Raw genomic sequence first — 20,195 nt, forward strand, 5'->3', positions numbered from 1 at the left:
TTTTTTTATTTTTTGCAAGAAAATAGTAGGAAAAGGGGAATACGTAAGCGACGTTCATATTCTTCTTTTCCCTGAAAACAGTTTCGATTTGGTGTGGCTTCTTTTAAGTTTGTAATTGTAAATCCGGCTTGTTGTAATAATGTAAAATATTCTTCCGTTGTCCGATGATATTTAATAACCTCTTGATCAATCCACGGCTCAACTCGTTTTCCTGTTTTGAAATAATCATCGACGAGCCAGCTAGTTCTTTTACCACTTGTTTGTAAGCTTTCAAACGAAGAGGTAATAACGGGATGTTGAACGCTAAAGGTAAAGGTCCCGTTTGTTTTTAAAGTTTGAAACACATTTTGAAAAATGATATCAAGATGTTCAATATAATGTAAGGCGAGTCTAGATGTTACTAAATCAAAAGTAGAAGGAGGATAGGTATAGTCTTTGAGGTTTATAAAATGAACAGATCCATTTTTATTTTCTAGGTGCTTACTAGCTTTTTCATACATGAGCTCGGAGCCTTCAATGCCAGTGTAAGAGTGGCAACCATTTTCTAATAATTCCTCGCCAAATTTAGCGTCACCACAACCTAAATCGAGAATTTGTTTTCCTTGTACATCACCAATGAGCTGAAAGAATGCTGGTTTTTCAAGTACTTCGTTTGGGCTATTTTCTCGATATCTTCGCTTCATATATTGTTCTAAAAACGATTCGTTATTATATACATCAGATTCTGTAAATGCCATGTTTGAAGCCCCCTTGAATATTTTTTTCATTCTATCAAATATGAAAAGTAAATAATAGATTTCTTGTAATGAATCGTATATAATCTAAAATTGTAAGCGGTTTCTTTAAACTATTTTTCTATAATAAATTCTGAAAACGTGTTAAGCTAGTAGAGGGATTATTAGAACTATTAAGACAATAATTCGCTTACATGAACGATGGGAGGCTTCACAATGTCTAGTAAAACACTTGCAAACTTTTTAGAAGAAAATTTAGAGGATTTAAAATCAAAGGGGCTTTATAACGTAATTGATCCGCTTGAAAGTCCAAATGGACCGATTATTACAATTGGCGGAAAAGAATATATTAACTTATCTTCAAACAACTATCTTGGATTAGCGACTGATAATCGCTTACAAGAAGCAGCAATTGGTGCAATTCATAAGTACGGCGTTGGAGCAGGAGCTGTTCGTACAATTAATGGTACTTTAGATTTGCATATCAAATTAGAAGAAACAATTGCAAAGTTTAAACATACAGAAGCAGCAATTGCTTATCAATCAGGATTTAACTGTAATATGGCAGCGATTTCAGCTGTTATGGATAAAAATGATGCGATTCTTTCAGATGAATTAAACCATGCATCTATTATTGATGGTAGTCGTCTATCAAGAGCGAAAATCATCGTTTATAAGCATTCTGATATGGAAGATTTACGCAAAAAAGCAATCGAGGCAAAAGAATCAGGTCTTTATAATAAATTAATGGTTATTACAGACGGTGTTTTCTCAATGGATGGAGATATTGCAAAATTACCAGAGATTGTTGAAATTGCAGAAGAGCTGGATTTAATGACATATGTAGATGATGCACACGGTTCAGGGGTACTTGGCAAAGGTGCAGGTACTGTAAAACATTTCGGCCTTTCTGATAAAGTTGATTTCCAAATCGGTACATTATCAAAAGCAATTGGGGTAATTGGTGGATATGTAGCTGGGAAACAAAACTTAATCGATTGGTTAAAAGTGCGTTCACGTCCATTCTTATTCTCAACAGCTTTAACACCAGCTGATGCAGCTGCTTGTATGAGAGCAATTGAAATTTTAATGGAAAGCACAGAGTTACACGATCGTTTATGGGAAAATGGTCGCTATTTGAAACAAGGGTTAAAAGAACTTGGCTTTAACATTGGAGAAAGTGAGACACCAATTACACCTTGTATTATTGGTGATGAAGTATTAACACAAGAATTTAGTAAACGTCTAAATGAAGAAGGCGTATATGCAAAATCTATCGTATTCCCAACCGTAGCAAAAGGAATGGGACGCGTTCGAAATATGCCTACAGCAGCTCATACGAAAGAAATGTTAGATGAAGCAATTCGTAAGTATGAAAAAGTAGGGAAAGAAATGGGTATCATTTAATTAACGACATCTTTTGAATAGCTTGCAAATGAGGAGTGGGAAAAATGAAAAAAATTCTAGTAACCGGTTCTTTAGGGCAAATTGGTTCTGAACTAGTAATGAAACTTCGTGATGTATACGGTGCATCAAACGTTATTGCAACAGATATTCGTGAAACAGATAGTGAAGTGGTAACGTCTGGTCCATTTGAAACGTTAGATGTAACAGATGGACAAAAATTACATGATATTGCAAAGCGTAATGAAGTAGATACAATTATTCATTTAGCGGCTTTACTTTCAGCAACTGCAGAAAAAAATCCGTTATTTGCTTGGAATTTAAATATGGGTGGACTTGTAAATGCATTAGAAGCAGCACGTGAATTAAACTGTAAGTTTTTCACGCCAAGTTCTATCGGTGCATTTGGTCCATCAACGCCAAAAGATAATACACCACAAGATACAATCCAGCGTCCTACTACGATGTATGGGGTAAACAAAGTAGCAGGAGAATTATTATGTGATTATTATCATCAAAAGTTTGGCGTTGATACGCGCGGTGTACGTTTCCCAGGTTTAATTTCTTACGTAGCTCCTCCAGGAGGCGGAACAACTGATTATGCAGTTGAAATTTATTATGAGGCGATTAAAAAAGGTACATACACCTCATACATTGCTGAAGGAACATACATGGATATGATGTATATGCCTGATGCTTTACAAGCGATCATCTCATTAATGGAAGCTGATCCAAGTAAGTTAGTGCATAGAAATGCATTCAACATTACAGCAATGAGCTTTGAACCAGAGCAAATCGCAGCATCAATTCGTAAACACATTCCGAACTTTACAATGGATTATGCTGTAGATCCAGCTCGTCAAACGATCGCTGATAGCTGGCCGAACTCTATTGATGCAACAGCAGCAATGAAAGAGTGGGGCTTTAAAGCAGAATATGATTTAGACAAAATGACAACTGATATGTTAGCCAAGTTAAAAAAAAAGCTTGCAGCTGAGTTAGTGATGAATTAATAGGAAGAGCTGATTCTTAGGAATCGGCTCTTTTATTTGTATTTTTAGGAATATACAAACAATTATAAACGTGATAAAATGAGTTAATTTGTGCATAAAGGGGAGAGATAAAATGGAGAAATGGGAGTTAGCAAAGGAAATTTATAATACGTCGCGTTTAACGGGCACATTTAAGCTTCGATCAGGACAAGTATCAAATCAATACTTTGATAAGTACTTATTTGAATCTAACCCAGTACTGTTATTAGAAATTGCCAAACAATTGAAAGAACTCATTCCTCCTGAAACAGAAGTGCTAGCAGGTTTAGAAATGGGAGGTATTCCAGTAGCAACAGCATTATCTTTACAAACAGGGATTCCAGTTGTATTTGTAAGAAAAGAAGCGAAGAAATATGGAACATGTAAGTTAGCAGAGGGTATTGATATTGTTGGGAAAAATGTTTGTGTCGTAGAAGATGTCATTACGACAGGCGGTCAAATATTATTAAGCACGAAAGATTTGAGAGAATTAGGTGCGAATGTGAACCATGTGCTAGGTGTTATTGAGCGTACAAAAGAAGGAAGAGATAACTTATTAGAAGATGGATTGCAGTTACATTCCTTATTTACAATGGCCGAGTTAATTGAAGGAGAAAAGCAACATGCAAAGAGTTGATGTCGTATATGCACTAATACATGATGAAGAAACAGATAAAATATTAATGGTACATAATGTAGAACAAAACGTTTGGTCACTGCCGGGCGGGGCTGTTGAAAAAGGTGAAACGTTAGAGGAAGCTTTAGTAAGGGAAGTAAAAGAGGAGACAGGCTTAACTACCGTAACAGGTGGACTTGTCGCAATAAATGAGAAGTTTTTTGAGAAGCAAGGCAATCATGCGCTATTGTTTACATTCCAAGCAAATGTTGTAACAGGTGAACTTGGTGCAGAAGATGAAGGAGAAATTTCCGCAATCGAGTGGGTAGATAGAAAAATCGCGAATGAGCGATTCCCATACTACGATGGAGGGTTCGAATTATTATTAGAAGTTTCCATTCCATACAAGTTTCAACCAGAAACAAAGTAAGTTAACGAAGAAAAACAGGAGCCTCGTGGCTCCTGTTTTTCTATTCAATCGTCTTCAGTAATAGTTTCTTCAACAATGGTTTAATCTTCAGGCGTAAATCTTCAGCATGATTTGCAACTAAGAAGTGATGGTTATAAATGTTTTTCATTAGTTGATAAGTTGCTTCTTTCGCTTCGCCTTCTTCGATGAAGATACCGATTACTTCCATACCACTTTTACGAGCGAGTTTGACAGCTTCATGTGTATCTAAAATACCGTCTTGTTGATAGTCTAATGCAGAAGGCTCACCGTCTGTAAAGACAAGTAAGAATTTATGCTTTTCTGGTCTTTTCGCAAGCTTTTCAGAAACGATGCGAATAATATACCCGTCGCGGTTATCTTCTTCTTCGCGAAGTTGCATAATTTCTGGACCGACATTTGGTAACGTTGAGTTTTTATACGTAACAACTTCATGAATAACATTCGGTTTATCTTCAGGTTTAGCACTAGAAGCATCTTCCCAAAATCCGCTAATAGCGTGCGGGATTTTTAAAGATTTTAAAGCTTCATGGAATAGGACCACACTCTTCTTCGTTTCTTCCATTTTGTTATACATAGAACCAGAGCAGTCCACTAATAGTTGGAATGCAACGTCTAATTCTTGAGATTCTTGTCCTTTTTTATAAAACATCCGCGGCTGCTTTTCTGTATAAATACGAAGGAATTTCTTACGAAGTCTTCCGTAATATTTATCACTATTTGCATTCGTTTTGTTTTCAATTGTTTTTTCGATGATTTTCTTTAATTCTTTTACATCTTTATTAACGACTGATTTGATACCTTGGTAATCTTTTTTCTCATCAGGATTTGATTTGCGAGCTTCTTTAAATGTATGAGAAGCTCCCACATTATACTTGCCGTATGCACCGTCGTTTTGGCTAGAAGCATGAGACGCTCTTGCTTCTTCTGTATCAGCACCATCAAAGTTAGATTGTGTACTTTTTTGGGAAGTACCTTGTACAGAACCAAGTGCTTGGTCACCATCTTCTGATTCACGAGCAGTATCACCCATCATATTTGTTTTTGTTCCGCTTTCTAATTCAAAGCGGAAAAAGTTCTCGTTTTCATTGTTTTTATTTTCACGGTGCCATGTCGAGAAGCTTTCATCCATTTTGTTTTTGTTATCATCGTCATCTAGGAGCTGCGTATCATCATTTGCTAATTTTTCAGCGCGACTGTCTTTCTCATCTGCAATAACAGATAAATAAAGCGGGGCATGTCCGAAATAATTATTAAGCATATCACTTTCAAGAAGTCCTTCTAAGCGATAGCGAATTTTCTCAACGATATACATAATATCTTCCGTATTACGAGCTTGGAATGTTTCATGCAAAATTGATTCAATTTGCTCGAAATATTCATTATTAAACATTTCATATTTATCACTCGTTAATGAAAGATAGCATAGACAAAATAGACGGTCACCGTGATAGTTACGAACACGATTTATTTCATTTTGTGAGCCAAAGTAATTGCGATACATTTCTTTTCGGCGTTTAAAAATGTGTTTTGTGCCAGGACGTAAATTTTTGACGATTTCCTCAACACGTAAATCTTCTAATAGAACAAATAATTGTGTTAAAAACTTTTTTAGAGGCGATTCTTGTAATTCAATCGCATAAGAACGAATTAAAGTCATGTCCGAGTAATGTTTATTACCAAGTGCCTTTAAGAACACTTCGCTTTTTAATCCGATTACTGTATCCTCTTCTTTTCGATCATCCCAAAAGTGACTAATGACAACCTTTTTTTCAATTTCGTCGTAGTATGCTTTATAGCCATACTCAAGATAGGCATCGTCTTCTTTTAGAAGAGCATACATTAAGTTTTCCATTTGTAGAAACAGCGACGCATCAATTTTTTTGTCACTAAAAATTTGTCTCATGAATTATTCCTCAAAGAAATAACTTTCTGCTAATTCACGGACAGTCATTTGTTCTGTTTCATCGTTTAATTTTGCGATAATACTACGTTCAATTGCACGCATAACAGGAATATATACACCTAAATCACATGCATCGATAATGCCACGAATACTAGCTGCTTCTTCACTTACGCGTCCATCACGAGCTAAAGGCATAAGATCGCTTGCGAATGCAACGAACTTTTCAATTGTTGCAACATCATTTAATTTTGATTCAGATAGTAATAGTTCTTTTAATGTATCACCTTGAATGTAAGGAACTTCAATAATAACGAAACGGTTTTTTAACGCTTCGTTTAGTTCACTTGTCCCAACATAACCTTCGTTAATCGCAGCGATTACGCGATATTCGTCATCACCGTATACAACTTCTTGTGTAAATGGGTTTGTAATCATTTTACGATAATCTAACGCACCATGAAGAAGTGGTAATGTTTCAGGTTTTGCCATATTGATTTCATCAATATATAAGAAATGACCGTTCTTCATTGCCTTCATAAGAGGACCATTAACGAATGTAACTTCAGATGCACCCTCTTTTGTTTGTAATGTGTTGTATCCTAAAATACCTTCTACATCTAAGTCGACAGAACAGTTAATGCTATGCATTGGTTTTTGGAATAAAGAAGAAAGAGTTTCCGCTAGTACTGTTTTACCACTACCAGTTGGTCCTTTTAATAGAATGTTTTTACCAAGTAAAAGTGCTGTAATGGCATCTTCAATAATGCTGTTATCAGATGCTTTATATATTTTCTTTCCAATTAAATGTGCATTTTCGCCAGCTTCTTGTTTGTTTTTTTCGTGAAGGGCTGAGAGCTGTTGTTTTAAATCAGCGTGTATATGAAATTGTTCTAACATGTATTTCCCACCTAACATTATTTTCATAAAGTAATACATCTTATGATAACTTGTTTTAATATGGTATGCAAAGAAAAGGAGAGAGGGGAAATGTAAAAGAAAAAGCAATCAATATTATATTGATTGCTTATAGCAAAGGAGAAATGAGTCGCATGAAAGACTCTAATATTCGTTTTTTGATACTTCTTTTTTGGAACGAGTTCCATTTAATTTCAGTGGAATGCTTAAAGTCTTCTTCAAAATCATGTTTAATATCATGAACGGTTTCTGATTCATAAAGTACACTAATAATTTCATAATTTAACTCAAAGCTACGCACATCCATATTTGCTGTTCCAATTGTTGCGATCTTATCATCAACGAGTACAATTTTCGCATGCATAAAACCATCTTTATAACTGTAAATGGAAGCACCGGCTTTTAAAAGTGGAGTGAAATAGGATTGAGATGCTTGATCACTAATAATACTATCACTTTTACCTGGATATAAAATGCGTACATCTATGCCGGATATTGCACTTAAGCGTAATAATGTTAAAGTTTCTTGATCGGGAATAAAGTATGGCGTAGCGATCCAAATAGATTTTTTGGCAGAGCCCATAACAGCTAGTAACGTATTACGAATACTTTTATCATCTGAGCTTGGTCCACTTGCTACAATTTGAACAGCACCTTCTGCATTCGAAATTTCTTTACCAGGGAAGTATTGTACATTCATAAATTGATCCCAAGAATAGTTACTTAAACCACTAGAGGCATAGAGCCAATCTTCTAGAAAGATTGCTTGTAATTTATATAATGCTTTTCCTTCTATTTTTAAATGACTATCACGCCAAACGGGAAATTTCTTTGAACGGCCGAGATATTCGTCACCGACGTTGAGTCCTCCAGTAAATCCAATTTCTCCATCTACAATAACAATTTTACGATGGTTACGATAATTGACTGTTTCAAGTAACCAAGCTGAAAAAATAGGGTCAAATTCCACAATTTCAACTCCAGCTTCTTTCATAGGCTGTAAAAATCGTCTTCTTAACGTGTTACTTCCGAGTCCATCATAAAGGAAGCGTACAATAACCCCGGATTTTGCCTTCTTTATTAAAGCATCCCGAACTTTTGTACCAATCTCATCGGCTTTATAAATATAGTATTGAATATGTATATGGTGTTTTGCATGCTCAATAGCGTGCAGAATTTCTGAAAATGTTTGATCTCCGTTTGTTAAAAGTTTTGTAGTCGTTCTATCTGCGGCAGGACCGCCTCCGAATTTTTGTACTACTTCTGTTAAATGGATAGAACGCTCATGTAATGGAACTGTAAGAGAAAGTTCTAGTCGTCTTCCTTCTAATATTTCACGGAATAACTTTCTTTGCTCTTCTGAGCGATGTAGATGCTTTTTTCTTCTCCAACGGCTACGCCCGAAAAGGGAGTATAAAAGCACACCTAAAACAGGAAGAAGTGCTAATACTAAAAACCACGCTAAGGTGCTTTGAGGAGACCTGTTTTCGATAAAAATAACGAACGAAATTCCAACGATTGTAATAGACCATAATACACCGACGAATGTATATAACGAGATAATCGATGTATTTAATAGGAAGAGAACGATAGATACAATTGTAAATACCAATAATAATTGAACGATAGGCTTCTTCATTTCTATAAAATTCCTCTAATCTTTCTTAAATATAGACTTCTTATATAAAAGGTGTAATCTGACATTCTTATTATAAAGTGTTTTGTTTTTTTTACAAAATATAGACATTTTCCCCATGCTTTCCGCATTTGTCCTACATACAGTATATTATTACATTTTTATATAGAAAAGGGGATGAATAAAATGTATGGTCGTCCAGTTGGAGGCTTCGGACATGGCGGATTTCATGGGAGTTTTGGACATTCTCCATTTTTGGGCGGAGGATTCTTTCCAGGATTTGTAGCAGGGGCTTTACTTAGTCCTGCGTTTGGCTATGGCGGATATGGTTATCCATATTATTCAGATACTCCATACTATACGGAGTATGAACAGTATCCTTACTATTCATACAACACATATTAAAGTAGGGAAATTGAAAAGGAGAGGAAGAGAAATGAACTATATACTAAATCACGGAGGATATTATCGTAATCATCATGGTGGGGGAGGACATCATCACCATGGTGGACACAATCATTATGATCATCATCACCACCATCACGGCGGCAGCTGGGGTGGCGGCTCGTGGGGCGGAGGATTCTTTCCAGGAAGTTTTGCTGGTGGAGTATTAGGGGGACTTACAGCTGGAGCATTAACAGGTGCAGCTAGTGGTGGGGGATATTACCCAGCGCCGTATCCAGTAACTTACCCAATGCCATATCCAGCACCATACCCAGGTTATCAGCAAATACCGTATCCAAATTATTAAATTAAAAAAGAGGATATCCTCTTTTTTAATTTAATAATTTATTTATAAAATACTTCCAAAATTAAGGTGAAAATATGTTAATATTTTGTTATTGTAATTCAGTATATTAAATGCAAATTTTGATTTTATCCCGCTATTTGTGGGCAGTAAAATTTCCACCTCAAAATTCAGGTGGAAGCCCTGCTACCCGTAAACGCCCACTGATTAAAGTTTCACTTTATATTATTATTCGTGAATCGTTGCATTTTGTATTTTAATCTCTATTTCATTATGTATCGGCAGTTAGATTTATATCTTAACATTTCATGAAATAAAAGAGATTAGATGTGAGGCCACATTAGTAGGGAGCAGAGGCTAATAGTGATGAAATTGTCACTTGGAAAATTCAAAGAATGCAAGAGAATACTGTATAATAAGCTTAAATAAGCAGAGAGATGAGAAGCTTCTACTATAATTAAAACAGCACGATATTGCTTTTTTTTATAAATAATATTATGTTATTTTAATCGGCCTATTTAGAAAAAGTTTGTGATTTATCCCGCTATTTGTGGGCAGTAAGACTCCCACCTCAAAATTCGGTGAATGCGAGGAAGTTAGGTGGGAGATAACTGCCCGTAAAAGCCCGATTGGTGAAGGCTAATAATCAGTGGGGGATGGACAAAACCCCCACTGATTAAAGTTTCACTTTATGTAAAGGCATATTGTTAGAAAATGAAATATCTCTATTTCTATGAAGAGAAACGAATTGTGTTTTAGTCAGATAGGAAGCAAGGAGAGATGCGCATGCTAGAACAAAGAGGTCATGCATTATATGACTCTTCATTGCAAGATTTAAAATTAGCATTAGATGAGTCTTCAATTGTTGCTATTACAGACCGAAATGGTCTTATTACATATGTGAATGATAAATTTTGTAAAATCTCAAAATATAAAAGAGAAGAGTTAATAGGAAAAGATCACCGTATTTTAAATTCCGGATATCATCCGAAAGCATTTTTTCAAATCCTATGGAAGCGTATTTTGAGTGGAAAAGTCTGGACGGGGGAAATTCGAAATCAAGCAAAAGATGGTACGTATTATTGGGTTAAAACAACAATTGTTCCATTTTTAAATGAAAAGGGAGAACCCTATCAATTTATTGCAATTCGAAATGATATAAGTAGTAGGAAAGAAGCAGAGCAAAGATTACGATTAAGCGAAAGTCGTTATAGGGAACTTGCTTATCATGATGCGTTAACAAGTTTACCAAACCGTTTACAGTTAATTACGACTGTAAATAAGATGATCGCAGAGAAAATAGAGTTTGGCATGATTTACTTTGATTTAGATCGCTTTAAATTAGTGAATGATACGTTAGGTCATATGATAGGAGATTTACTTTTAAGTGAAGTCGCTTCCCGATTGCATTATGTACTAGGAGATAAAGATGTTCTGGCTAGGCTTGGTGGAGATGAATTTGTACTATTAACAAAAAAACATACACAAGATGAGATGAGGCAGTTAGCGACATCTGTGTTGTCATGCTTTCAAGCACCATTTATGCTGGAAGGTCATGAAGTATATATTTCAGCCAGTCTAGGACTTTGTTCCTATCCGCAAGATGGAAAAGACGTTGAAACATTATTGAAAAATTCAGATTTAGCCATGTATAGTGCGAAAGAGCAAGGAAGAAATGGGGCGTGCTTCTTTACAGATGAATTACGTGCGAAAATAAATCGTAGAATGAAAATAGAGTTTGCTTTGCAAAAAGCAATTCGTGACGAAGAATTAAAAGTGGCATTACAGCCCATTATTGATTTGAAAACAAAGAAATGTACTGGTATTGAGGCTTTAGTACGCTGTAAGACAGAAGAAGGTCCTATTTCACCAAGTGAATTTATACCTGTAGCTGAAGAGTGTGGACTTATTATAAAACTAGGAGACTGGGTACTAGAAAAGTCATGTCGATTGTTTAAAACTTTGCCAGAGTATCAAGAGGGACTGAAGTTATCTGTTAATTTATCAATACAACAATTGATGCAAAAGCGCTTTATTTTATCTGTTCGTAGTATATTGAAGCGAACAGGGTTTCCGCCAAATCGTTTAATATTAGAAATAACAGAAAGTATAGCTGTACGTCATTTTGATTATATTATTGCTACATTACAAGAATTAAGAAGTATGGGGATTTTAATCGCTTTAGACGATTTCGGAACAGGGTATTCCTCATTATATTATTTGAAAAAACTACCACTTGATATTGTGAAAATTGATCGTAATTTTATTCGTGAGTTTCATTATGATCACGCACAGCCAGAGCGAACGATTGTAAAATCAGTTATTGAAATTGCCCATAGTTTAAATTTATTAGTGGTTGCTGAAGGGGTAGAAACGGTAGAACAAGAAAGTTTATTAAAATCAATGGGTTGCGACTTTGTACAAGGTTTTTATTATGCGAGACCGTTAGATGTAGGTGAACTAAAAGAAAAGTTATTAACTGACTTTTAATAAAAAAAAAGAGAAGCGGAAAGCTTCTCTTTTTTTTTATTTTTTTTGTGAATCTTTCATTAAAATTGGATAAAGAATAAGGCCTAATACAAACAACCCAATTCCTAAGAAGAACGTTTTTAAATCAGCAGTTCCTGTTTTAATAACCCAAATGGAATATAAAAATGCTAGTGCAGTAATGATCCCATCTTTTATTCGAGATCCAGGCATTATATCATACGTTTCTCCCGTAATAACTAATTTTAACTGGTACAAGGTAGAAACAAGGTACGGGATTAAATATGCTAATGTCGCTACAACAATAGCGAAATTATATGCTTCGGAAACAGTACCAGAAATCGTTGAAAATAAGAAAATTTGTGTCATCACATTTGTAATAAATAATGATTTTGAAGGACTTCCTTTTTTATTTGTTTTTCCGAAAAACTTAGGGAAAACCCCATTTTTTGCTGCTTGGTAAGGTACTTCTGAGCTAACAACGATCCATCCTACAGTAGAGCCGAATAAAGATACGAGTGCAAGTAAGGCCATTATATAAGCACCCTTAGTACCAATTGCTAAATTTAATGCATCTACTAATGGCTTTTGAGACTCTTTTAAAACGTCTTGTGGAAGAGCACCCATTGTTAGTAGAGTAATTGCCATGTAAATAAGAAGAGCGATGATTAATCCGAAAATCGTAGCTTTCTTAACATCGTGCTGAGATTTTGCGCGGTTAGAGAGCATAACTGCTGACTCAATACCGATAAACGCCCAAAGTGTTGCAATAGCAGCTGAATTTATTTGTCCACCCAACGAAATAGGTTGTCCAGCTTCATTCATAAATGTTTGACCGTCCCCGAAATTAGAGGCATTGAAAATGAATAATGTGATTACAATAAACATTGTAAATCCGATGATTTTTGCGATTGTTGCAAGAAGGTTCATATTTCCTGCTCTATCAATATTTTGAGAAAGAATATATTGAATTCCCCATAGCATCATACTACATACTATGAAGGTTAAAGCTTTTCCAAGTTCTAATGAAAATCCGTTTGTTGAAAAGAGAATTTGCTTACTTTGTAAAACTGGGAAGAATGTTGATAAATATCCTGCAAAGGAAATAATTACAGATGCTGTAGCAGCCCAGTTAGCAGCCCAGTACCCCCAAGCCATACTATATCCTGCAACTTTACCTGCCTTTTGGGAGGTAAACATTGCTTGGGCGTAACTTTGTGGTCCTGCTTTTAATTCTGGTTTACGAATTGCTAAATTTCCAAATACGAGTGCAATCATAAATACACCAAGTCCTGTAATACTCCATGCAAGTGTAGATCCCATTGGACCTGATACGTGTGCTAAATTTGCTGGGAGCATAAATACGCCACCGCCAACCATATTCCCGATAACAAAAGCTGTTAAAATCCATAATCCCCATTTTTTCGTTTCCATTTTTGTTAACTCCTTTGTAGTAAGTTTTGCTTAAACATCATTTTTTACTAGCATTTTTTGCAATAAAAAAAGAGCCATGTAGATAAAAAATACCTACATGGCTCTTTGCCAAAGCGTAGGTACAATGGGAATAACCCTTGTACCTACGCGTAATTTTTCCGCTAGGTTTCAAGGGTTAAGTATGATGATGATGTTTTTGTGCAAATGTAACTACAGTTGTATAAGTAAGCATAGTTTTTTGCTCCCTTTCTCCTCTGATTTTGAAGTTAGTATACTACATGTTTTTTTGAATGAAAAGAGAAATATAAAAAAATTTATAAAAATACGTTTTAGAGACTAAATATTTACCTATAGTTTTCTTGTACTGGAAAATAAGTGAGAGATTGGCAGAAGAGTATAGCGTGGTATAATACATATAGAACTAGAAGGTGACAAGGGGCTATTGTAGATGATGAGTAAGTATGAACAAATTTATACAGCAATCAGCAAGTCTATTGATAATAAACAATTAAAAGAAGGATGCAAAATTCCATCAGAAACGGAATTAATGAAGCAGTATGAGGCAAGCCGGGGTACTGTAAGAAAAGCTGTAGATTTATTGCAAGAGCGTGGATATGTTCAAAAAATACACGGAAAAGGTGTTTTTGTATTAAAGCGCAAAAATATTGAATTTAACTTTGGTGGTATTGTAAGTTTTCAAGAAGAAAATGAACGTTTAGGACGTTACTGTATTACGGAAGTCGTGGAAATAGAGAAAATGACAGCTACGAAAGATGTAGCAAAGTTATTAAACGTGAAAGAAAAAACGGAAATAGATCATATTAAACGTGTACGAAATATTGATGGAGAAAAAGTAATTTTAGATATAAACCATTTTGTATCGGAGTATATTCCAGGATTAACGAGAGAAATTGCAACTGCATCGATTTATAAATACATTGAGAAAGAATTAGGGCTACATATTAGCTATTCACAGCGGGTAATTGAAGTACAACCATGTACAGATGATGACCGAAAGTATTTAGATTTAAATGGAACAGACTATGTTGTCGTTGTAAAAAACTTTACTCATTTATACGATGGGAGTCAGTTCGAATATACGGAATCACGTCACCGTTTAGATATTTTTCACTTTTCGGATGTGGCGCGAAGAAAATAAAGAGATGGGGCGAAATAATCGTTCCATCTCTTTATTTATCCCGCTATTTGTGGGCAGTAAAACTCCCACCTCAAAATTCAGCTGGAGCAAAGAAGTTAGGTTTGAGCCCTGCTGCCCGTAAACGCCCGAATGGTGAGGGCTGATAATCAGTGGGGGATGAACAAAACCCCCACTGATTAAAGTTTCACTTTATAAAAAAAACACCAACTTATATATACGAGTGTTGACTAACTTATATATACGAGTTAATATGTAAGTGTAAACGGTATCAAAAAAAGAAAAGAGGGACGGGAATATGGGGAAAGACTATCGTAAAACAGCAGAAGAAGTGTTGCAGTATATTGGTGGGAAAGACAATATTGAACAAGCTGCGCACTGTGTAACGAGGCTCCGTATCGCTGTAAAAGATGAAAGTAAAATAGATAATGATAAATTACAGTCTGTTTCATTAGTAAAGGGAGCGTTTCATAACGCTGGGGTATTTCAAATTGTAATTGGTCCAGGCGATGTCGATCGAGTATACGCTGAATTGATAACGCTTGCAGGTATGGAAGAATCGACAGTAGCTGACGTAAAAGATTCTGGAAACCAAAAGTTAAATCCAGTTCAAAAGTTTGTAAAAGTATTTTCAGATGTATTTATGCCGATATTACCAGCGATTGTAACAGCTGGTTTACTGATGGGGATTAACAATTTATTAGGGGCAAAGGACTTATTTTTTGATGGTAAAAATTTATTAGATGTTTATCCGAACTTAGGCGGGCTTTGGGACTTAATTAATATGATGGCCAATACAGCATTCGTATTCTTACCGGCACTTGTTGGTTGGTCAGCGACGAAGCGTTTTGGTGGTAGTCCAATACTAGGTATTGTTATGGGATTGATGCTTGTGCATCCGGCCTTATTAAACGCGTGGGATTATGGAAAAGCAGCGACTGGTTTAGAGGGACAAAAGATTGAGTACTTCGATATTTTAGGGTTATTCCAAATTGAAAAGGTAGGGTATCAAGGTCAAATCTTGCCGGTTTTAGTAGCGGCATTCGTATTAAGTAAAGTGGAAATCTTTTTAAAGAAACATGTGCCAAACGCAATTCAATTATTAGTTGTGCCAATTACAACAATCGTTGTAACGGGTGTATTAGCATTAGGGATTATCGGTCCAGTTACACGTCATATTGGAGATTTATTAACAGCCGGATTAGTAGGAGTATATGAAACGGTACCAGCACTTGGGGCAATATTATTTGGAGCATTATATGCACCGCTTGTAATTACGGGAATGCATCATATGTTTATTGCAATCGACTTACAATTAATCGCGCAGCACGGCGGTACATTTATTTGGCCAATGATTGCTCTTTCTAACATTGCACAAGGTAGTGCGGCACTAGCGATGTTCTGGATTTCTAAAAATCAAAATGATAAAAGTATGGCATCAACATCAGCAATTTCAGCGTACTTCGGTATTACGGAGCCAGCGATGTTCGGTGTAAACTTACGAAATAAATTCCCGTTCTATGCAGCTATTATTGGATCTGCTATTGCGGCGATATTCATTACTTTAAATGGTGTATTAGCACCTGCTATCGGGATTGGCGGATTACCAGCATTTATTTCTATCATTCCGAAATCGATTCCAATATTTATTGTCGGGATGATTATCGCGGTTGTAATTCCATTTACGTTAACATGGTTATTTGCAAAACGAGTAAAACAGAAGTAGGAGGAAGTTAAACATGAAGGATTGGCATAAAAGTGTAGTCTATCAAATTTATCCGAAGAGCTTTAATAGTTATTACAATAAAGAAACTGGTGATATAAAAGGAGTTACAGAGAAACTAGATTATTTAAAAGAACTCGGAGTAGATTATATTTGGTTAACACCGATATACGAATCACCACAAAACGATAATGGATACGATGTAAGTGATTATTACAGTATTGATCCATCTTACGGAACGATGGAAGAGTTTGAAGAGCTTTTAGAAAAAGCGAAAGTACGTAACATTGAAATCATGCTTGATATCGTTGTAAATCATAGTTCGACGGAGCATAAGTGGTTTAAGGAAGCGAAGGAAGATAAAAATAGCCCATATCGTAATTACTATATTTGGCGTGATGAAAAAAATAATTGGCAGTCTAAGTTTGGTGGATCTGCTTGGAAATATGATGAGAAGACAGAGCAATATTTTTTACATCTATTTGATGAGACACAAGCTGATTTAAACTGGGAAAACGAAAACCTTCGTGAAGAAGTGTATGATATGATGCGCTTTTGGCTGGAGAAAGGTGTAAAAGGATTCCGCCTTGATGTTATTAATTTAATTTCAAAAGATCAAAGATTTTTAAGTGATGAAGGCACCACGGCTACAAGTGATGGGCGTAAATATTATACGGATGGTCCACGCGTCCATGAATATTTACAAGAGATGAACCGAAATGTTTTTGAAGGGAAAGATGTAATTACAGTTGGAGAAATGTCATCTACGACAATTGATAATTGTATTAAATATTCAAACCCAGAGCGTAATGAACTAAGTATGACGTTTAGTTTCCATCATTTAAAAGTAGATTATCCGAATGGTGATAAGTGGACGAAAGCTGATTTTGATTTCATTAAATTAAAAGAAATTATGTCTGATTGGCAAAGTGAAATGCAAAAGGGCGGAGGATGGAATGCGTTATTTTGGTGTAATCATGACCAGCCTCGTATTGTTTCACGGTTTGGTGATGATGAGAAGTACCGAAATGAATCTGCTAAAATGTTAGCGACAGCTATGCATATGCTGCAAGGAACACCGTACATTTATCAAGGGGAAGAAATCGGTATGACGAATCCTAACTTCCATTCTATCGAGCAATATCGTGATGTAGAATCGTTAAATATATATGATATAAAACAAGAAGAAGGATTATCTAAAGAAGAGATTATAGAGATTTTAAAACAAAAATCTCGTGACAATTCACGTACTCCGATGCAGTGGAATGAAGAGGTGAATAGTGGTTTTACAACAAGTGCACCTTGGATTTCAGTGGCTGAAAACTTTAAAGAAATAAACGTGGAAAAAGCATTAGAAAATGATGGATCTGTATTTTACCATTATAAAAAGTTAATTGAACTAAGAAAAACGTATGATGTAATTACAAAAGGGAAATATGATGTTTTAGATGGGAATCATCCTAAGATTTGGGCGTATACACGTACTGTAGACAATGAATTATTACTTGTTGTAAATAACTTCTACGGAGAAGAAATAACGTATTCTGCACCAGTGAATGTTCAATTGGATGGAATGAAACAAGAAGTATTATTATCAAATTACAAAGATTCAAGTAAGGATATTACGAATCTTAACTTAAGACCGTATGAGTCAATTGTATATCGATATACGAAATAAAAAGGTTGTATGCCCGCTTGGCATACAACCTTTTTATTTTAAGACGCCGCTATATAAAATCTTTACTTCTACTTCCGGTTTAAATTTTACCTTTGCATAATCTTTATTCCAATTCTTTTTCTTCCATAGACAAATCAGATCGAGTTAATAGTGGTTCAAGAGCTAATTGGTGAATTAAATTGGGGTCTGTTAAAGATTCGATATATAAGATTTTTCCTTTTCCATTTTGAGAAGGAACATCTAATTTTTTTATATCATCGGAATGAGAGAGCTTGTTTTCAATGTAATTAATATTTTCCGCAAGTGATGGAAACATAGGCTTCGTTTTATTCGTCTGTTGGTTATTGTTTTGTTCTGTCACATTGTCCACCCCTTTTAGGATTAAATTATCACTGTTAATTTTTGTTTTTTATGAAAAATTTATGCTTGGATTATTTGAAAAAAATTAACTTGAAAGTTACGTTACGTCATCTTCTATACTAAAGAAAATGAGAAGTAGGGGGATGGTATATATGACTTTAAAATATATGTGGGGATGGAAAGAAATTTTATATTTATTTGTTTTTGTATTTATTATTGTTCCAGTAACAATTGAATCCATTTTTTATAAATATGCTTTAAATCTATTAGGGAATTCATTATATGCTGGGGTTTTAATGGGATTTATTATGGCAGTTGTATTTACTTTTTTAGTTTATGTGTTTTGCATAAAAAGATATAACTTGTCGTGGGCAGATATTGGGATTCGGAAGCTTTCATGGAAAGATTACTTATGGACATTTGTAGCGGTTATTTCTTTGATTGTAGTTAGTATTGGTGTATTAATGATAATGGAGAAAATGGGTATTTCCTTTGAAAATAGTAAAACGGATACGGTCCAAAATGATAAATCAATATATTCATTTTGTATCGCGGTAATTGGAGCGGCGGTTATATCACCAATATATGAAGAGATTTTATATCGGGGTGTTTTTTATACGTTTTTTCGAGATAGATATGGCATATGGGGCGGTGTGCTTATAAGTTCAATAATATTTACAGTTGTTCATATTCCCACATATAACACATTACCGGTGAATTTTTTAAGCGGAGTAGTATTTGCGTGGTTATATGAGAAAACAAATTCTATTTTATCGGCTATGATCGCCCACGCATTATTCAATTTCATAGCAGTACTTCTCACATTCATGTCGAATTAATTAGAGGGTACATATAGGAGGGAATAAATATGGAAATAGCTGTGGAACGAGTTTTTACAAATGAGATTTTAGCAGAAGCTGCAAAGATATTTAATGTGAAAGTAGAAGAAAAGCCACTTGGTGATTTTGAAAATTATATTTTTAAGGCGAAAGATAAAAATGATGAAGATTACGTATTACGTTTAACGCATTCTTCTCATCGGTCTAAAAAAGAGGTAGAGGCCGAACTAGATTTTTTACGGTATGTTGCGGAGCATGGGGCGAAAGTGGCGGGACCTCTTAATTCAATATCTCAAAATCTTGTAGAAGAAATCGGAGCGGAAGATGGCACTTTCTTTTTTGCGTCTTTATTTATATATGCAAAAGGTGAACAAGTAAAAGGAGATGAATCGCCTTATTGGGGAGATGCTTACTTTGAAGCGTGGGGAAAAGCGATTGGACAACTGCACCGACTTACAATGAATTACCCTATAACTGACTACCGTGATACGTGGGAGGAGGATGAGAGTGCAATTGTTAGCGGATTAGAAGATGCGAAGGTGAAAGAGATTGCTACTGTATTAATGGATGAAATAAAGGCTCTGCCGGTTAAAAGAGAAACATTCGGTCTTATGCATGGTGATATTCATCCAGGTAACTTTCAGTATGACGGCAAAGAGCTAACAATCTTTGATTTTGATGATGCAGCTTATAATTACTTTATACATGATTTAGCAATGGTTCTTTATTACTCTGTTCTTTTTACACCGTGGACATTGGAGAAAAAGACGGAATTTGCTCGTAAACAGTTACAAGTATTACGAAAAGGTTATGAATATGAGCACAGACTGGCGGATAGTTGGTATGGATCGTTACCGCTATTTTTACGTCTACGCGATATTGGTTTATACGGTACGCTTCAAAAGAAGTTTAAAGGGAAAGATATGCCAGATCATTTTCGAGAATTAGCAGAACAACTCTATGAAAGAATTATAAAGAAGGAAGCAATTGTGAATATATAATACATTCATCTCAAAACAAAGTATGTAAAATAAATATATACTTTGTTTTTTTATACAAAAATATGTTTGTTTTATTAAA

General features: G+C 35.1%; 17 protein-coding genes and 2 pseudogenes. 12 read left to right on the plus strand and 7 right to left on the minus strand.

Annotated elements, in window-relative coordinates:
* Nucleotides 1-5 precede the first annotated feature (5 nt).
* A complete protein-coding gene (locus EXW56_RS03120) occupies nt 6-737 on the minus strand; it encodes a class I SAM-dependent methyltransferase (protein ID WP_002114022.1) in 732 nt (243 codons plus the stop codon).
* 213 nt (nt 738-950) lie between these two features.
* Here EXW56_RS03120 and EXW56_RS03125 point away from each other — a divergent pair, with 213 nt between their 5' ends.
* From EXW56_RS03125 to EXW56_RS03140, 4 genes are all read left to right on the plus strand, one after another.
* A complete protein-coding gene (locus EXW56_RS03125; RefSeq protein ID WP_215597169.1) occupies nt 951-2,141 on the plus strand; it encodes a glycine C-acetyltransferase in 1,191 nt (396 codons plus the stop codon).
* A 44-nt stretch (nt 2,142-2,185) separates the two neighbouring features.
* A complete protein-coding gene (locus EXW56_RS03130; RefSeq protein ID WP_002201803.1) occupies nt 2,186-3,151 on the plus strand; it encodes an L-threonine 3-dehydrogenase in 966 nt (321 codons plus the stop codon).
* A 112-nt stretch (nt 3,152-3,263) separates the two neighbouring features.
* A complete protein-coding gene (pyrE, locus tag EXW56_RS03135; RefSeq protein ID WP_002114028.1) occupies nt 3,264-3,806 on the plus strand; it encodes an orotate phosphoribosyltransferase in 543 nt (180 codons plus the stop codon).
* Nucleotides 3,793-4,215, plus strand: a complete 423-nt coding sequence (locus EXW56_RS03140) for an NUDIX hydrolase (RefSeq protein ID WP_002201802.1) — start codon at nt 3,793-3,795, stop codon at nt 4,213-4,215. The genes pyrE and EXW56_RS03140 overlap by 14 nt, the downstream gene beginning before the upstream one ends.
* 40 nt (nt 4,216-4,255) lie before the next feature.
* Here the strand turns inward: EXW56_RS03140 and EXW56_RS03145 are convergent, their stop codons facing one another.
* From EXW56_RS03145 to EXW56_RS03155, 3 genes are all read right to left on the minus strand, one after another.
* Entirely contained in the window at nt 4,256-6,139 is a 1,884-nt protein-coding gene (locus EXW56_RS03145) for a vWA domain-containing protein (RefSeq protein WP_002201801.1), read from the minus strand.
* Nucleotides 6,140-6,142: 3 nt separating this feature from the next.
* Nucleotides 6,143-7,036, minus strand: a complete 894-nt coding sequence (locus EXW56_RS03150) for an ATP-binding protein (protein WP_002201800.1) — start codon at nt 7,034-7,036, stop codon at nt 6,143-6,145.
* Nucleotides 7,037-7,163: 127 nt separating this feature from the next.
* Entirely contained in the window at nt 7,164-8,693 is a 1,530-nt protein-coding gene (locus EXW56_RS03155; protein WP_002201799.1) for a cardiolipin synthase, read from the minus strand.
* Nucleotides 8,694-8,876: 183 nt separating this feature from the next.
* Here EXW56_RS03155 and EXW56_RS03160 point away from each other — a divergent pair, with 183 nt between their 5' ends.
* The 3 genes from EXW56_RS03160 (at nt 8,877) to EXW56_RS03170 (ending at nt 11,928) form a co-directional block, all read left to right on the plus strand.
* Nucleotides 8,877-9,095, plus strand: a complete 219-nt coding sequence (locus EXW56_RS03160) for a hypothetical protein (protein ID WP_098988681.1) — start codon at nt 8,877-8,879, stop codon at nt 9,093-9,095.
* Nucleotides 9,096-9,126: 31 nt separating this feature from the next.
* Entirely contained in the window at nt 9,127-9,441 is a 315-nt protein-coding gene (locus EXW56_RS03165) for a hypothetical protein (protein ID WP_002201797.1), read from the plus strand.
* A 783-nt stretch (nt 9,442-10,224) separates the two neighbouring features.
* Nucleotides 10,225-11,928, plus strand: coding sequence for a putative bifunctional diguanylate cyclase/phosphodiesterase (locus EXW56_RS03170; protein ID WP_002114053.1), 1,704 nt, complete (start codon nt 10,225-10,227; stop codon nt 11,926-11,928).
* Nucleotides 11,929-11,964: 36 nt separating this feature from the next.
* Here the strand turns inward: EXW56_RS03170 and EXW56_RS03175 are convergent, their stop codons facing one another.
* Entirely contained in the window at nt 11,965-13,359 is a 1,395-nt protein-coding gene (locus tag EXW56_RS03175) for an amino acid permease (RefSeq protein WP_002114055.1), read from the minus strand.
* Between the two features lie 448 nt (nt 13,360-13,807).
* Here EXW56_RS03175 and treR point away from each other — a divergent pair, with 448 nt between their 5' ends.
* The 3 genes from treR to treC all read left to right on the plus strand — a co-directional run bounded on the left by treR (nt 13,808) and on the right by treC (nt 17,916).
* On the plus strand, nt 13,808-14,518 hold the full coding sequence (gene treR / locus EXW56_RS03180; protein WP_002201796.1) for a trehalose operon repressor: 711 nt from the start codon (nt 13,808-13,810) through the stop codon (nt 14,516-14,518).
* 295 nt (nt 14,519-14,813) lie between these two features.
* Nucleotides 14,814-16,241, plus strand: a complete 1,428-nt coding sequence (gene treP / locus EXW56_RS03185; protein WP_002114061.1) for a PTS system trehalose-specific EIIBC component — start codon at nt 14,814-14,816, stop codon at nt 16,239-16,241.
* Between the two features lie 13 nt (nt 16,242-16,254).
* A complete protein-coding gene (gene treC / locus EXW56_RS03190; RefSeq protein ID WP_002201795.1) occupies nt 16,255-17,916 on the plus strand; it encodes an alpha,alpha-phosphotrehalase in 1,662 nt (553 codons plus the stop codon).
* Nucleotides 17,917-17,949: 33 nt separating this feature from the next.
* Here the strand turns inward: treC and EXW56_RS03195 are convergent.
* Both EXW56_RS03195 and EXW56_RS03200 read right to left on the minus strand, forming a co-directional pair.
* Nucleotides 17,950-18,045, minus strand: a pseudogene (locus EXW56_RS03195) (Ger(x)C family spore germination protein); the annotation flags it as partial.
* Nucleotides 18,035-18,232: pseudogene (locus tag EXW56_RS03200) on the minus strand (hypothetical protein); the annotation flags it as partial. The pseudogenes EXW56_RS03195 and EXW56_RS03200, both read right to left, overlap by 11 nt.
* 196 nt (nt 18,233-18,428) lie before the next feature.
* Between EXW56_RS03200 and EXW56_RS03205 the strand changes: the two are divergent.
* Both EXW56_RS03205 and EXW56_RS03210 read left to right on the plus strand, forming a co-directional pair.
* Nucleotides 18,429-19,115: a CPBP family intramembrane glutamic endopeptidase gene (locus EXW56_RS03205; protein WP_002159308.1), complete on the plus strand. Its 687-nt coding sequence runs from the start codon at nt 18,429-18,431 to the stop codon at nt 19,113-19,115.
* A 29-nt stretch (nt 19,116-19,144) separates the two neighbouring features.
* The gene (locus tag EXW56_RS03210; RefSeq protein ID WP_215597170.1) at nt 19,145-20,116 is read left to right on the plus strand and encodes a phosphotransferase enzyme family protein; all 972 of its coding nucleotides are present in this window, start codon (nt 19,145-19,147) and stop codon (nt 20,114-20,116) included.
* Nucleotides 20,117-20,195: the final 79 nt, after the last annotated feature.

The sequence above is a fragment of the Bacillus mycoides genome, assembly GCF_018742245.1.
GTDB lineage: Bacteria > Bacillota > Bacilli > Bacillales > Bacillaceae_G > Bacillus_A > Bacillus_A cereus_U.